This window comes from Geodermatophilus saharensis, assembly GCF_900188205.1.
In the GTDB taxonomy this organism is placed as follows: domain Bacteria; phylum Actinomycetota; class Actinomycetes; order Mycobacteriales; family Geodermatophilaceae; genus Geodermatophilus; species Geodermatophilus saharensis.
Genome location: NZ_FZOH01000008.1, coordinates 162954 through 177844 on the forward strand (window position 1 = coordinate 162954; position 14891 = coordinate 177844).

The window sequence follows — 14891 nt, forward strand, 5'->3', positions numbered from 1 at the left end:
CGACCCAGCCGACACCGACCGCGGCGACGACCACCGTGCCGACCATGGGGAGCGACCGAGCAGACGTGAGCAGGGTCCGATGAGTCTCGCGCTGCGCTACGCCGCCCGCTCCGACCGCGGTCTGGTCCGCGGCAACAACCAGGACTCGGTCTACGCCGGGCCCCGGCTGCTCGCCGTGGCCGACGGCATGGGCGGTCACGCGGCCGGCGACGTCGCCAGCAAGGTCGTCATCGCGGCCCTGGAGCACCTCGACGACGACGCCCCCAGCGGCGACATGCTGCAGGCGCTGCGCGAGGCGGTCTTCGACGGCAGCGAGCACCTGCGCGAGGTCATCCGCGAGTCGCCGCAGCTGGAGGGCATGGGCACCACGCTCACCGCCGTCCTGTTCGCCGGCGGCCGGATCGCCCTGTGCCACGTCGGGGACTCCCGCGCCTACCTGCTGCGCGACGGCGTCCTCACCCAGATCACCCACGACGACACGTTCGTGCAGACCCTCATCGACGACGGCCGGATCACGCCCGAGGAGGCCAACCACCACCCGCAGCGCTCGCTGCTGCTGCGGGCCCTCAACGGCCAGGACGTCGACCCCGACCTGTCGATGCGCGAGGCCCGCGCCGGCGACCGCTACCTGCTGTGCTCCGACGGCCTGTCCGGGGTGGTCAGCGAGGAGACCCTCGCCCACGCCCTCGAGGACCCCGACCCGCAGTCGACCGCCGACCGGCTCGTGGAGCTCGCGCTGCGCAGCGGCGGGCCGGACAACATCACCGTGATCGTCGCCGACGTCGTCGAGGACAACGGCTCGGGCACCATGGACCCCGTCGTCGACGGCGCCGCCGGGAACAACCGCGGCCAGCGCGAGGTCGACCCCCGCTCGGCCGCCGGGCGGGCGGCGCTGGCCGACCCGCCACCGACCCCCCCGCCCCCCGCGCCGACCGCACCCACGGCCGCTGCTCCCCCCGACCGTCGCCGCTCGCGGCGGCGGTTGTTCGTCGCTGGGGGTGCGGTGCTCCTCCTCGTGGGCGCCGGCATCGCCACCTGGCTGTGGGTGCTCACGCACTGGTTCGTCGGCTCGGCGGCCGCCGCCGACGGCAGCGACCGGGTGGCGGTCTTCCGCGGCTTCAACACCGACCTGCTCGGCCTGGACCTCTACCGCGTCGACGAGGTCACCGACATCCCGCTCGAGGACCTCACCTCCTACGACCGCAACAGCGTCCGGCAGGGCATCGAGGCCAGCGGCGCCGACGACGCCCAGCGGATCGTCGACGACCTGCACGAGGCCGCGATCCCGGTGTGCGAGACCGACCCGGCCTCCTCCAGCGCCCCGGCCTCCAGCGCCCCGGCCTCCAGCGCCCCGGCCTCCAGCGCCGCGCCGTCGGACGGCGCCCTGCCCTCGGACCTGCCCCCGCTGCCGACCGAGGGCCTGCCGGCGCCCGGCGCCTCGGACTCCCCCACGTCGGCCGGCCCCTCCACGATCTCCACCACCCCCTCCAGCACGGGGCCCGAGCCGGGGGTGGACTGCCGGGAGGCGGAGTGATGGGCAGCCCCTCCACCGACCCCCGGGCCGCGCTCCCGGGCACGGTCGTCCCGAAGCGGCGCAACACGGAGCTGGCGATGCTCGGCTTCGCGGTACTGATCACCCTCGCGGCGCAGTGCATCGTCGACCTCACCGTCACCGGGTCGCTGCGCCCGGAGCTGGCCACCTTCGGCGGCTGGTTCGCCGCGCTGTGGGTGGTGGTCCACCTCGTCGTCCGCCGGTTCGCGCCCTACGCCGACCCGCTGCTGCTGCCCGCCGTCGCGGTGCTCTCCGGCCTGGGCCTGACGATGATCCACCGGCTCGACCTCGCCGCGCTGCAGGCCGACGCCGAGGCCGGCCGCGAGGACGCCCCGGTGCAGCTGCTGTGGGCGACCGTCGGCGTCGCCCTGTTCGTCGCCATCCTCGTCGTGCTCCGCGACCACCGGCTGCTGTCGCGCTTCGCCTACACCCTCGGCCTGGTCGGCCTGGTGCTGCTGGCCATCCCCGCGGTGCTGCCCGCCTCGGTCTCGGAGGTCTACGGCGCCAAGATCTGGATCCGCGTCGCCGGCTTCAGCATCCAGCCCGGCGAGTTCGCCAAGATCTGCCTGATCGTCTTCTTCGCCGCCTACCTGGTCGACAAGCGCGACGTCCTCGCGCTCGCCAGCCGCCGCGTCGCCGGGCTGGAGCTGCCGCGCGGCCGCGACCTGGGCCCGGTGCTCGCCGTCTGGGTGGTGTCCATCCTCGTGCTCGTCTTCGAGCGCGACCTGGGCAGCTCGCTGCTGCTGTTCGGCATCTTCGTGGTGATGCTCTACATCGCCACCGAGCGGGCCAGCTGGCTGCTCATCGGCCTGGGCCTGTTCGCCGCCGGGGCGTTCCTCGCCTACCAGCTGTTCGGGCACGTGCGGGTGCGCGTCGACACCTGGCTCGACCCGTTCGCCTACCGCGACGAGGGCGGCTACCAGCTGGTCCAGTCGCTGTTCGGCCTGGGCACCGGCGGGCTGTTCGGTGCCGGGCTCGGCGGGGGCCGCCCCGACCAGGTGCCGGTGGCCAAGAGCGACTTCATCGCCGCCGCGATCGGCGAGGAGCTGGGCCTGTTCGGCCTGGTCGCCGTCATCGTCATCTACCTGGTCCTGGTCGAGCGCGGCCTGCGGACGTCGCTGGTCGTGCGCGACGCCTTCGGCAAGCTGCTCGCCGGCGGCCTGGCCTTCGCCGTCGCGTGGCAGCTGTTCGTCGTCCTCGGCGGCGTCACCGGCCTGCTGCCGCTGACCGGCCTGACGACGCCGTTCGTCGCCTACGGCGGGTCCTCGTTGGTGGCCAACTTCGGCCTGGTGGCCGTCCTGGTGCGCATCAGCGACGCTGCCCGCCGCCCGGCCACCCCGCCCCCTCCGCCCAAGCAGGCGCTGGGCGAGGCACCCACCGAGGTCGTGAGCTCGTGAACGCCCCGCTGCGGCGCGTGGCGATCAGCGTGCTGGTGCTGTTCACCCTGCTGATCCTCAACGTCAACTACATCCAGGTCGTGCGCTCCGACGAGCTGCGCGAGGACGCGGGCAACACCCGGGTGCTCACCGAGGAGTACTCGCGCGAGCGCGGGTCGATCGTCGTCGACGGCACCGAGGTCGCCCTGTCGGTGCCCACCCAGGACACGCTCGAGTACCTGCGCCAGTACCCGCAGGGGCCGACGTACGCCGCGGTCACCGGCTACTACTCGCTGATCTACGGCGCCTGGCAGATGGAGGACGCCGAGAACGACATCCTCGCCGGGTCCGCCGACCGGCTCGCGCTGCGCCGGCTGGCCGACCTGTTCACCGGCCGCGACCCGGCCGGCGGCGACGTCGTGCTCACCCTCGACCCCGCCGTCCAGGAGGCCGCCATGGCCGGGCTGGACGGCGTGACCGGCGCCGTCGTGGCGCTCGACCCGTCCACCGGCGCGGTGCTCGGCATGGCCAGCACCCCCACCTACGACCCGGCGCAGCTGTCCAGCCACGACCCCGCCGCCATCCGCGCCTACGCCGACGAGCTCGGCGCGATGGAGGCCGACCCGCGGCTGAACCGGGCGATCCAGGACAACTACCCGCCCGGTTCGGTGTTCAAGGTGATCGTGTCGGCCGCGGCGCTGTCGAGCGGGGAGTACACCCCCGACACCGTCATCCCGGCGCCGGACACGCTGACCCTGCCGGGCACCTCGACGACGCTGGAGAACTTCAACGGGTCCTCCTGCAGCAGCAGCCAGGAGCAGTCGCTCATCGACGCGCTGACCATCTCCTGCAACACCGCCTTCGCCCAGCTGGGCATCGACCTCGGTGAGGACCGCGTGCGGGAGATGGCCGAGGCGTTCGGCATGACGGGGGACGGCATGGAGATCCCGCTGGAGGTCGCCGGCAGCAGCGTCGGCGACATCGAGAGCGAGGCGGCGCTCGGGCAGAGCTCGATCGGCCAGCGCGACGTGCGGATGACCCCGCTGCAGGCGGCCATGGTCGCCGCCGCGGTGGGCAACGACGGGACCCTGATGACCCCCTACCTCGTCGACCAGGTGCGCGCCCCCGACCGGACGGTGATCGACCGGGCCGACCCCGAGGAGTTCTCCACGCCGGTCACCCCCGAGGTCGCCGACCAGCTGCAGGAGATGATGGAGAGCGTCGTGGCCAACGGCAGCGGGCGGGCCGCCCGCATCCCGGGCGTGGCGGTCGCCGGCAAGACCGGCACCGCCCAGGTCGCCGAGGACGTGCCCGACCACAACTGGTTCATCGGCTTCGCCCCGGCCGACGACCCGCAGATCGCCGTCGCGGTGTTCGTCGCCAACGGCGGGGGTACCGGCGGGGACGTCTCCGCACCGATCGCCGGTGACGTCATGCAGGCCTACCTCGAGGGTCAGGGGGGCTGATGGCCCTGTCCACCGGCACCATCCTGGCCGGCCGCTACGAGATCACCGAGCCCATCGCCACCGGCGGCATGGGCGAGGTGTGGCGTGCCCGCGACCGGGTGCTGGACCGGATCGTGGCCGCCAAGGTGCTGCGCAGCGAGTTCACCGGCGACCCGAGCTTCGTCGCCCGGTTCCGCAACGAGGCCCGGCACACCGCGGCCCTGTCGCACCCCAACATCGCCTCGGTCTACGACTACGGCGAGAGCACCGACGAGCGCGGCCACCAGCTGGCGTTCCTCGTCATGGAGCTCGTCGAGGGCAAGCCGCTGGTGACGATCCTCCACGAGGAGGGCCGGCTGCCGGTCGACTGGACGCTGCACGTGCTCAGCCAGGCCGCCGACGGGCTGTCCGCGGCGCACGCCGCCGGGGTGGTGCACCGCGACATCAAGCCGGGCAACCTCATCGTGCGGCCCGACGGCGTGGTCAAGCTGACCGACTTCGGCATCGCCCGCACCCGTGACGCGACGCCGCTGACCCGCACCGGCATGGTCGTGGGCACCGCGCAGTACCTCTCGCCCGAGCAGGCGCAGGGCATGGAGGTCACCGCCGCCTCCGACGTCTACTCCCTGGGCGTCGTCGGCTACGAGTGCCTCACCGGGGGGCGGCCCTTCGACGGCACCTCGCAGGTCGCCATCGCGCTGGCCCACATCAACCGGCAGCCGCCGCCGCTGCCGGCCGAGATCCCGCCGCAGGTCCGGCTGCTGATCGACCGGGCGCTGGCGAAGGACCCGCACGACCGCTTCCCCGACGGCGCCGCGTTCGCCACCGCGATCCGCTCGGTCGCCAACGGCCACGGGCTGGCCCCGGCCACCGGGGGCCTCGCCACCGGCACCGCGGGCGCGGTCACCGAGGTCATCCCCGAGGTCGACGGCGACGGCACCCGCGTGCTCGGCGGCCCGGTCACCGGCGCCGACACGGGGGTCGCGACCGGGGTCGTCGGGGCCGCGGCGGCCGGCCCGCGCACCGGGGGCCGGCACGCGGCCGGCGCCCGGCCGATGCCGCCGCTGCAGGGCCCGCCGGTCGACGGCGACGACGACCGCGACCGCCGCCCGGCGGCCGCGCCCCGGGGCGGCAGCCGCCGCTGGGCGCTGGTGCTGGCCTCCCTCGCGCTGGTCGCCGTCCTGGTCGCCGGCGCCTGGTTCCTGCTCTCCGGCAACGGCGAGGGCGACGCCGGCACCACCGCCGACCCGACCGCCACGAGCAGCGCGCCGACCAGCGGCTCGGCGGGCCCGACGCAGGACCTGGTCACCATCCCCGCCGCCGCGCAGTACCTCGGCGAGGACGCCGACGACGTCGAGGCCGAGCTGCGCGAGGCCGGTCTCGACGTCGCCCGGGTCGACGCCGGCGACGACGACCTCGCCGCCGCCGGGATCGAGCTGCAGGCCGGCGACGTCGCGGCCATCGACCCGTCGGGCATCCCCGTCCCCCGCGGCACCACGGTCACCCTGTCGGTGGCCCGGCAGGACTTCTCCCCCGAGGTGGAGAGCGAGGCGCCGCAGGACTCCGGCGGCGGGGACGACGACCAGGGCGGCGGGGACACCGGCGACCAGGGCAACGGCAACGGCAACACCGGCAACCAGGGCAACGGCAATGGGGGCGGGGGCAACGACGACGACGACGGCGGGCAGACCGAGACGCCCACCCAGACGCAGGCCCCGTCCCCCTCGCAGGGCGGCGGTTCCAGCCCGTCCGGCTCGCCGACGCCGTCGCCGAGCGGTCCGCCGGCGACCCAGGGTGGCACCACGGCTCCGCCGCCCTCCACGGCGAACCCGACGACCGGGGACGGCGGGGCGGCCGACGGGACCGGCACCGACCCCGGGACCGGTGGCGGCGGTGGGGGCGCCGGCACCGGCGCTGGCACCGGCGCGTGGGCGCCCGGGGTGCCCGGTCCCGACGCCTCTGGGGCTGCCGTGGCCGACGGTGCACCGGCGTGACACCCGCCCCCCGCGGTGCCGGGGTGGCGGGCGCTCCCGCCGTTAGGCTGCCCGCCGGGACCGGGGCCGCACCCGGTCCTCCCCCGTGTCCGGGTCCGCCCGAGCCGCACCACCGCACCGCCCGAGAGGACCCCCGATGACCACCCCCCAGGTTCTCGGCGAGCGCTACGAGATCGGCGGGGTCCTCGGCCGCGGCGGCATGGCGGAGGTGCACCGCGGCCGCGACCTCCGGCTGGGCCGCGAGGTGGCGGTCAAGGTGCTGCGCAGCGACCTGGCCCGCGACCCCTCCTTCCAGGTGCGCTTCCGCCGGGAGGCGCAGGCGGCCGCCTCGCTCAACCACCCGGCGATCGTCGCGGTCTACGACACCGGTGAGGACCGCACCAGCACCGGCGCGACGCCGTACATCGTCATGGAGTACGTCGAGGGCGAGACCCTGCGCGACGTGCTGCGCCGCGAGGGTGTGCTGGCGCCGGACCGGGCGATGAGCCTGACCGCCGACATCTGCGCCGCCCTCGACTTCAGCCACCGCAACGGCATCGTGCACCGCGACGTGAAGCCCGGGAACGTCATGCTGACGCCCGACGGCTCGGTCAAGGTCATGGACTTCGGCATCGCCCGCGCGGTGTCGGACTCCGCCGCCACGATGACCTCCACGGCCGCCGTCATCGGCACCGCGCAGTACCTCTCCCCCGAGCAGGCCCGCGGCGAGGCCGTCGACGCCCGCTCCGACGTCTACTCGGTCGGCTGCCTGCTCTTCGAGCTGGTCACCGGTGCGCCGCCGTTCACCGGTGACTCACCGGTGTCGGTGGCCTACCAGCACGTGCGCGAGGACCCGCGGCTGCCCTCGTCGGTCAACCCCCGGGTGCCGCCGGAGCTCGACGCGATCGCCCTCAAGGCGCTGAGCAAGAACCCGGCCAACCGCTACCAGTCGGCCGCCGAGATGCGCAACGACCTGCTCCGCGCGCTGGCCGGGCAGCGGGTCGAGGCCACCCCGGTCATGGGCGACGAGGAGAAGACCACCATCCTCGGCGCGACGCCGGCCGGCTACGGCGCCGACGGCGGCTGGGACGACGACGCGGCCGCCGACCGGCGCCGGCGCAACCGCGTGATCGCCGCCGTCGTCGGGGCGCTGGTGCTCATCGGCGCCGTCGTCGGCGTCGCGCTGCTGGTGAACTCCGGCGGGGACGACGACGCCGGGGGGACGCCGCAGGCGGCCGCGCAGGTCACCGTGCCGGCGCTGGTCGGGCAGCTGCGGGCCGACGCCGAGGCCGCGTTGCAGGGTGCCGGCCTGACCGTCGGTGAGGTCACCCCGCGGGTCACCCCGGACGAGGACGCCGTCGGCACCGTGCTGGAGAGCACCCCGGCCAGCGGCGCTCAGGTCGACGAGGGCACCGCGGTGGCCCTCACCGTCGGCGTGGCACCCGACACGGCGACGATGCCGCAGGTGGTCGGCCTCGACGAGGAGCGCGCCCGGACGGCGCTGGAGAACGCCGGCCTGACCGGCAACGTCAACAGCGACCAGACCGACTCCCTCGAGCCGGAGGGCCAGGTCGTCGCGGTGGACCCCGAGGAGGGCACCCAGGTCGACCCGGCCACCACCGTGACGCTGTCGGTCTCCGACGGCACCGCGGAGATCCCCGACGTCACCGGTCAGGAGCAGGCGGCCGCCACCCAGGCGCTGCGCACGGCGGGCTTCACCGCCGTCACGACCGAGGAGGTCGACTCCGACCAGCCCGCGGGCACCGTCGTCGCCAGCGACCCGGCCGCCGGCCAACAGGCGGCCGCCGACGACCAGATCACGCTGCAGGTGTCGGGCGGGACCGCCGAGATCACCGTCCCGCCGTCGATCGTCGGCCAGACCGAGGCCGCCGCCCGTCAGGCGCTGGCCGCCGCGGGCTTCACCGGGACGATCACGGCCCAGCCGACCGAGGGCGAGGCCGGGCAGGCGCCGGGCACGGTCGCCGGGAGCGACCCCCAGCCGGGGCAGACGGTGGAAGCCGACGGCGAGATCACGCTGCTGGTCGTCACGCAGCAGTCGCAGCCGACCGCGACGCCGACGACGGTCAGTCCGCCCGGCTGACCCCTGAAGCAGAGAGGGCCCCTCCCGATCCGGGAGGGGCCCTCGTGCGTTGCGGGGTCGCTAGGACACGGCCGCCGACAGCCGGCGCACACCCGCCGCGGCGGCCTCGACGACGGCCGGGTCGGGGGCCAGGCCGCAGCCGGCCAGCCAGGTGGCCAGCATCCGGTGACCGCCCTCGGTGAGCACCGACTCGGGGTGGAACTGCACGCCCTCGACCGGCAGCTCACGGTGCCGCAGCGCCATGACGATCCCCGACGGCGTGCTGCCGGTGACCTCGAGCTCGGCCGGCACGGTGTCGCGGTCGACGGCGAGGGAGTGGTAGCGGGTGGCGGTGAACGGCGAGGGCAGCCCGGCCAGCACGCCGACGCCGTCGTGGACGACCTCGCTGGTCTTGCCGTGCAGCAGTTCGGGGGCGCGCACCACCTCGGCGCCGAACGCCTCGGCGATGGCCTGGTGGCCCAGGCACACGCCCAGGACGGGGGTGCCGGCCTCGGCGGCGGCGCGGACCATGGGCACGGTCACGCCGGCGCCCGCGGGCGTCCCGGGGCCGGGGGACAGCAGCACCCCGGCGACGTCGAGGTCGGCGAGCTCGTCGACGGTGACCGCGTCGTTGCGGCGGACCACGCACTGCACGCCGAGCTGGCCGAGGTACTGGACCAGGTTGTAGACGAAGCTGTCGAAGTTGTCGACGACGAGGACCGGACGGCTCACGGGCCCTGTCTACACGCGGGAGGGCCTAGCCGTCAGCGGGTGTGGCGTAGGCCATGTCCAGCGGGGCGTCGTAGGCCGGCAGGACGACCTCCGGTCGGTCCCGGACGGCGAAGGTGAGGCCGAAGTCCTCGACCGCCTGCCGGAACACCGCGACCTGCGGTGAGGCGTCGAGCTGGGCGCGGATGGCGGCCGGGTCGCCCACGGCGGTGACGACGAACGGCGGGGACCAGGTGCGGCCGTGCAGCAGCAGCACGTTGCCCACGCACCGGACGGCGCTGGTGGCGACCAGCCGCTGGTCCATGATCGCGACGCCGTCGGCACCGGCGGCCCACACGGCGTTGACCACGCCCTGCACGTCGGACTGGTGGATGACGACGTCGTCGGGGCGCGCGCCGGCCGGCAGGCTGCCGTCGGGCCGCCGCGGGGCGTCGTCGAGGGTGATCTCCACACCCCGCCCGCGCAGCGCCACCACGCCCGCGGAGACCGCGCCCCGGTCGCCGGCGGCCTGGGCGGCGGCGACCGCGCCGTCGCGGCTCGCGGCCTGGTCGGTGAGCGTCTGGGCCTGCCGCTGCAGCTCGGTCAGCTGCGCCTCCTGGTCGGCGATGACCTCGTTGCGCTCGGCGATGAGCGCCGACAGCTCGGTGACGTCGCCGGCGCGCAGGTCCGACCCCTGCGCCGTCTGGCCGGACGTGGCGAACAGCAGCCCCGCGGCCACGGCGACCACCGGCACCAGCGCGCCCCAGGCGGTCCGCCGGCGCCGGGCGGGCGCCGGCGCAGCCATGGGCTCGGACGGCGTCACGGGGGCTCCTGGGGGGACGGGAGGGACGGCGCGGGCCCGGCGGGGCCGTCGGCGCGACCGGTGTGGTCGTCCCGGAGCTTAGGCTGGGGGGCGATCGTGCCGGTCGCGACGACCGGCACCCCGAGCGAGTCAGCAGGAGTCGGTCCCGGTGCCCAAGTCCAAGGTGCGCAAGAAGTCGGTCTACACGCCGCCGGAGGGCGTCCTGCAGGCGCGGTCGGCCGCCGCCCGCGCGGTGCAGCCCAGTCCCCGCTGGTACGCGCCGCTCATGGTCACGCTCATGCTGCTGGGCCTGCTGTGGATCGTCGTCTACTACGTGGCCGGCGACCAGATCCCGTTCATGGTCTCGCTGTCGGCGTGGAACTTCGCCATCGGCTTCGGGGCCATGGTGATCGGCCTGGTCATGTCGATGCGCTGGCGCTGAACGAGCACCGGCCCCACCCGGTCGCGAGGCCCCCGTCCCCCCGGGACGGGGGCCTCGCGCGTTCCCGGGGCACTACACCAGCCCGGATCCGCGCTGTCCCCGGGGTGTGGACCGTCGTGCACAGGCCGCCGGTGGATCCACAGGTCGACATGACGATCCGCCCCCAGGGTTGTCCACCACGTGTGGAGAACGCGTGTTCGAGCGCACCGCGCTGACCAGCGCGGACACCACGGGTGGGACTCGTGGTGCGCGGAGGACGGCCGCGTAACTACAGGTCTGTGCTTTGTCCCCAGCTGTGTACCCACCTGTGGACGAGTCGACAAGACCGCCCGGGGGCGACCGTCACCCACCGCGATGACGCGGCCACCGTCGAGTCGTCGACACGCGCGCTGAGCAGGGCACATCCCCCGCCCGGCTCGTCGTCCCCAGGCCCGGATGCCTGTGGACAACCGACCGGGCGACGTGTCCACCGCCCTGGGAGGGTGGGGACCGTGCAGTGGTCGGCGCGGACGGCGGAGACGGTCGTGCTGGGGACCGGCGGCGTGCTGCTGGCACTGGCCGCGCTGACCCTCGACACCGCCGGCCGGGTGCTGGTCGGCGCCGCCGGGGCACTGCTGCTGGCGCTGGCGCTGCGCGACGTCCTCCTGCGGCCCCGGCTGTCGGCCGACCCCGGCGGCGTCGTCGTCCGGACGCTGTCCGGCCGCACGCGGCTGCCCTGGCCGGGCCTGCGGGTGCGGCTGCGGAGCACCCGCCGGCTGGGGGTGCGGTCGCGGCTGCTGGAGCTCGACACCGCCGCGGGGCCCGACGACGACGGCACGCTGGTGCTGCTGGGCCGTCGCGACCTCGGCACCGACCCGGCCGCCGTCGCGCAGGCCCTGGAGGCGATGCGCCCTGGTTGAGGCGCTGGAGCGGCCCCGCTCAGAGACCGAGGACGGTCACCGGCACGGGCATCGCGAGCACCAGGACGACCAGCACCGCGGCGAGGAGGGCCAGCCCGGCGGCCTGCACCGCGACGCGGCGGCGGGCGAGGACGAGCAGCGTGGTGGCGAGCAGGCCCGCGACGAGGCCGCCGAGGTGCCCGAGCAGGGACACGTTGGGCAGGAAGCTGATGACGACGTTGATCGCCAGCAGGGTGAGCAGGCCCCGCAGGTCCTGCCGGGCGGCGACCAGCAGCACGCCCAGGGCGCCCAGCAGGCCGTAGATGGCCGCCGAGGCTCCGGCCACGGGCCGGCCGGGGTCGCCGAACAGCTGGATGGCCACGGCGCCGCCCAGCGCCGAGAGCAGGTAGACCGACAGGTAACGCCACCAGCCCAGCCGCGCCTCGATCTCGGGCCCGAACAGCAGCAGGCTGAGCATGTTGAGCAGCAGGTGGGTGAACCCGATGTGCAGGAACGCGCTGGTGATCAGCCGCCAGTCCTGCCCGTAGACGTCGACGAGGACGGGGACGAGCGAGAAGTCGGCGAAGACCGGCGAGCGGTAGTTGTCCAGCGGGCTCTCGCCGACCGAGACCGCCGAGACGGCGGTGACCACGAAGACCACGACGTTGACCGCGACCAGCGTGGTGGTGACGGGTCCGAAGCGGCGCCGGGCGGCGCCCCAGCGCGAGACCGGCCGCGGCCGGCGCACCCCGGCGGTGCCGGCGCGGACGTCGTCGGGGCACTGGAAGCCGACCGACGCCGGCGTCATGCACTCCGGGCAGATGGGCCGGTCACAGCGCGTGCACCGGATTCCGGTGGGCCGGTCGGGGTGCCGGTAGCAGGTGACCGGCGGGGGCACCGGCGGCGGGACGGCGCCGGTGCCCCCGTCGGGCGGTGAGCTGGTCAGCTGCGCTGCACCTCGACCGACTCGATGACGACGTCGTCGACCGGCTTGTCGTTGCGGCCGGTGCGCACGGCGGCGATGCGGTCGACGACCTCGCGGCTGGCCTGGTCGGCCACCTCACCGAAGATCGTGTGCTTGCGGTTGAGGTGCGGCGTGGGGCCGACGGTGATGAAGAACTGCGAGCCGTTGGTGCCGGGTCCGGCGTTGGCCATGGCGAGCAGGTACGGGCGGTCGAAGCTGAGCTCGGGGTGGAACTCGTCGCCGAACTGGTAGCCGGGGCCGCCGAAGCCCTGACCGAGCGGGTCGCCGCCCTGGATCATGAAGCCGCTGATGACGCGGTGGAAGATCGTCCCGTCGTAGAGCGGGTCGGTGGTCTTCGCGCGGGTGGCCGGGTGCGTCCACTCACGGCGGCCCTCGGCCAGGTCCGCGAAGTTCGCGACCGTCTTCGGCGCGTGGTCGGGGAACAGCTCGACGGTGATGTCGCCGTGGTTGGTGTGCAGCACCGCGCGACGGGCGGGCGAGGTCGATTCGGTCACGGCCCCACTCTCCCATCCCCCCGCCGGACGGGCCGGGGCCGCCGGTCACGGCCGCGCCTCCAGGACCAGGTTGAACGGCGTCTGTGTGGCCCGCCGCACGCGGGTGAAGCCGGCGTCGTGGAGCAGGTCGGTCAGGCGCGCCTCGCCGGCCTGGGCCCCCAGGGCCGTGCCGGGGTCCCCGGTCTTCGAGTGCGCCACGCAGATGGCCGTCGACGCCGCGTAGTAGAGCCGGCCCACCGGGTTGAGGTTGTCCTCGAGCCGGTCCTCGGCGTAGGGCTCCACGAGCATGAACACCCCGTCGGGAGCGAGCACCTCGCGGATGTGGCGCGCCGCCCCCCGCGGGTCGGGCATGTCGTGCAGCGCGTCGAAGACGGTGACCAGGTCGTAGTCGGAGCCGGGGAAGTCGGTCGCCGAGGCCACCTCGAAGGTGGCGCGGTGGGTCAGCCCCGCGTCGCCGGCCCGCTTGCCGGCCTGCTCGATGCTGGCCCGGTGGTAGTCGAACCCGGTGACGGAGGCCGCCGGGTACGCCTGGGCCATCAGCAGGGTCGAGGCGCCGTGGCCGCAGCCGACGTCGGCCACCTTCCCGCCCGCCCGCAGCCGGTCCTCCAGCCCCTCGATCGCGGGGATCCACGAGGAGACGAGGTTGGCGGCGTAGCCCGGCCGGAAGAAGCGCTCGGTCCCCTCGAAGAGAGCCGTGTCGTGCTGGTGCCACGCGAACCCGCTGCCGCTGCGCACGGCGTCGGTGAGTGCCTGGACGTTCATCGCCAGCGCGACCGGGAGGTGGAAGGCCGCGGCGGCCTGCATGCCGTCGGGCGCCGCGAGCACGAACGCCTGCTCCTCGGTGAGCGAGAAGCGCTCGGTGGCCGGGTCGTAGGTGACGTAGCCGCCGGCCGCCTGGCCGGACAACCACTCGCGGACGTGCCGCTCGTCCGCGCCGGCGTGCCGGGCGACCTCCTCCGGCGTCGCCGGCATGACGGCGGCCAGCGCCTGGTAGAGACCGAGCCGGTCCCCGATGACGGCGTTGACGGCGTGGAACCCGGCCCCGAGGTCGGTGACGAAGCGGCCCAGCAGGGCGTCGAGCTGGTGCTGGTCGATGGCCATGCCATCCCCCTGGTGGTGCTGGTGCGGTGGTGCAGGGCTCGTGCGGAGGACGAGCGGGGAGGCGCGGGGGGCCGGGCACGGCCCCGGCGCCGGTCGGGGCGGTCGCGAAGCGGCCGTCCGGGGTGGCCTGTCGCTGAGCGGGCAGCCGGGACTCTCGTGCGGGGCCTCCACGGGGTCAACAGAGACGGGCGCGCCTCGCGCGGCGGTGCCTCGCCCCGCCGCGTGTCGGGCGCCGGCTCCACCTCACCCTGCGGGCCCGGGCGGTGAGGCCCCGGTGCGCCGGTCGACTGGTGGACCTTCGCCGCCGCGCCGGCGGACGCCCCCAGGGTCTCCACCGCCGGGGTCTCCGGCGCCGCCGACGCCACCACCCAGGCGCTGAGCCAGACGCGGGTCGCCGTCGACGAGCTCTCCCGGATGGGCGCCGACCTGCGCACCGGCGTCGCCCGCTTCACCTACGAGGAGGACCCCCCTGCCCGGCGCCGCTCGCACGCTCGCGTCGGGCCCCTCCAGGGAGGCCAACCCCGGGCGGGGCGTGCCCCGGGCCACCGCACGAGTGGCCCGTGCTCCCCGACGAGGGAGGGCCGGGGCTCCGGAGGAGACCTCTCGGAGCAGGGAGGGTCAGGCCGGGACGGGAGTCCTGGGAGTGGAGACGAGGGGAATCGAACCCCTAACCCCCGCCTTGCAAAGGCGGTGCTCTGCCAATTGAGCTACGTCCCCGGTGGCCCCTGAGGGGCCGGGGTCAGCGGGCGGTGGGGCGGCTGACGGCCTGGGGGCCGCTCGTGGCCTCGTGCCAGAGGTCGGCCTCGGCCTTGCCGGTACCCGCGGAGCGGCGACGGACGGCGGCGGCGACGCCGGCCGCTGCGGCGACGAGGGCCAACTGCTTGAGCACGCGGTACCTCCTGGTGACGACCGCGGCCACGGACGGGGCCGCCTTGCCGCGGTGCCGTGGGCACCGGTACACGGGTGGGCCTGGGAGGACTTGAACCTCCGGCCTCATCCTTATCAGGGATGCGCTCTAACCGCCTGAGCTACAGGCCCGTGGACCTCGACCAGCG

At 75.1% G+C, this 14891-nt stretch carries 13 protein-coding genes and 2 tRNA genes; 7 read left to right on the forward strand and 8 right to left on the reverse strand.

Annotation, left to right across the window (positions count from 1 at the left end):
- The first annotated feature begins 79 nt into the window (after positions 1 to 79).
- The 5 genes from CHC04_RS18625 to pknB all read left to right on the forward strand — a co-directional run bounded on the left by CHC04_RS18625 (position 80) and on the right by pknB (position 8447).
- Positions 80 to 1534 carry a PP2C family protein-serine/threonine phosphatase gene (locus tag CHC04_RS18625; protein WP_089405436.1) on the forward strand — a complete coding sequence of 485 codons (1455 nt, stop codon included), beginning with the start codon at positions 80 to 82 and terminating at the stop codon, positions 1532 to 1534.
- The gene (locus CHC04_RS18630; protein WP_089405437.1) at positions 1534 to 2949 is read left to right on the forward strand and encodes an FtsW/RodA/SpoVE family cell cycle protein; all 1416 of its coding nucleotides are present in this window, start codon (positions 1534 to 1536) and stop codon (positions 2947 to 2949) included. The genes CHC04_RS18625 and CHC04_RS18630 overlap by 1 nt, the downstream gene beginning before the upstream one ends.
- Positions 2946 to 4394 (forward strand): peptidoglycan D,D-transpeptidase FtsI family protein, encoded by a 1449-nt coding sequence (locus CHC04_RS18635; RefSeq protein WP_089405438.1) that lies wholly within the window; start codon positions 2946 to 2948, stop codon positions 4392 to 4394. Before CHC04_RS18630 ends, CHC04_RS18635 begins: the two co-directional genes overlap by 4 nt.
- Positions 4394 to 6367 (forward strand): protein kinase domain-containing protein, encoded by a 1974-nt coding sequence (locus CHC04_RS18640; protein ID WP_089405439.1) that lies wholly within the window; start codon positions 4394 to 4396, stop codon positions 6365 to 6367. Before CHC04_RS18635 ends, CHC04_RS18640 begins: the two co-directional genes overlap by 1 nt.
- 136 nt (positions 6368 to 6503) lie before the next feature.
- On the forward strand, positions 6504 to 8447 hold the full coding sequence (gene pknB / locus CHC04_RS18645) for a Stk1 family PASTA domain-containing Ser/Thr kinase (RefSeq protein ID WP_089405440.1): 1944 nt from the start codon (positions 6504 to 6506) through the stop codon (positions 8445 to 8447).
- 60 nt (positions 8448 to 8507) lie between these two features.
- Here the strand turns inward: pknB and CHC04_RS18650 are convergent, their stop codons facing one another.
- Positions 8508 to 9158 (reverse strand): aminodeoxychorismate/anthranilate synthase component II, encoded by a 651-nt coding sequence (locus tag CHC04_RS18650; protein WP_089405441.1) that lies wholly within the window; start codon positions 9156 to 9158, stop codon positions 8508 to 8510.
- 25 nt (positions 9159 to 9183) lie between these two features.
- Positions 9184 to 9957 carry a DUF881 domain-containing protein gene (locus tag CHC04_RS18655; RefSeq protein WP_245817442.1) on the reverse strand — a complete coding sequence of 258 codons (774 nt, stop codon included), beginning with the start codon at positions 9955 to 9957 and terminating at the stop codon, positions 9184 to 9186.
- Positions 9958 to 10105: 148 nt separating this feature from the next.
- Here CHC04_RS18655 and crgA point away from each other — a divergent pair, with 148 nt between their 5' ends.
- Both crgA and CHC04_RS18665 read left to right on the forward strand, forming a co-directional pair.
- The gene (gene crgA, locus CHC04_RS18660; RefSeq protein WP_089405442.1) at positions 10106 to 10378 is read left to right on the forward strand and encodes a cell division protein CrgA; all 273 of its coding nucleotides are present in this window, start codon (positions 10106 to 10108) and stop codon (positions 10376 to 10378) included.
- A gap of 482 nt (positions 10379 to 10860) precedes the next feature.
- The gene (locus CHC04_RS18665) at positions 10861 to 11277 is read left to right on the forward strand and encodes a PH domain-containing protein (RefSeq protein WP_245817443.1); all 417 of its coding nucleotides are present in this window, start codon (positions 10861 to 10863) and stop codon (positions 11275 to 11277) included.
- A gap of 19 nt (positions 11278 to 11296) precedes the next feature.
- Here CHC04_RS18665 and CHC04_RS18670 read toward each other — a convergent pair whose 3' ends face one another.
- The 6 genes from CHC04_RS18670 to CHC04_RS18695 all read right to left on the reverse strand — a co-directional run bounded on the left by CHC04_RS18670 (position 11297) and on the right by CHC04_RS18695 (position 14874).
- Positions 11297 to 12064, reverse strand: coding sequence for a rhomboid family intramembrane serine protease (locus CHC04_RS18670; RefSeq protein WP_089405443.1), 768 nt, complete (start codon positions 12062 to 12064; stop codon positions 11297 to 11299).
- Positions 12065 to 12198: 134 nt separating this feature from the next.
- Positions 12199 to 12735 carry a peptidylprolyl isomerase gene (locus CHC04_RS18675; protein ID WP_089405444.1) on the reverse strand — a complete coding sequence of 179 codons (537 nt, stop codon included), beginning with the start codon at positions 12733 to 12735 and terminating at the stop codon, positions 12199 to 12201.
- 45 nt (positions 12736 to 12780) lie between these two features.
- Positions 12781 to 13836, reverse strand: a complete 1056-nt coding sequence (locus tag CHC04_RS18680) for a class I SAM-dependent methyltransferase (RefSeq protein ID WP_089405445.1) — start codon at positions 13834 to 13836, stop codon at positions 12781 to 12783.
- A gap of 644 nt (positions 13837 to 14480) precedes the next feature.
- A tRNA-Ala gene (locus CHC04_RS18685) sits at positions 14481 to 14553 on the reverse strand.
- 22 nt (positions 14554 to 14575) lie between these two features.
- A complete protein-coding gene (locus tag CHC04_RS24335; protein ID WP_176450090.1) occupies positions 14576 to 14725 on the reverse strand; it encodes a DLW-39 family protein in 150 nt (49 codons plus the stop codon).
- 75 nt (positions 14726 to 14800) lie between these two features.
- Positions 14801 to 14874: transfer RNA gene (locus CHC04_RS18695), tRNA-Ile, on the reverse strand.
- Positions 14875 to 14891: the final 17 nt, after the last annotated feature.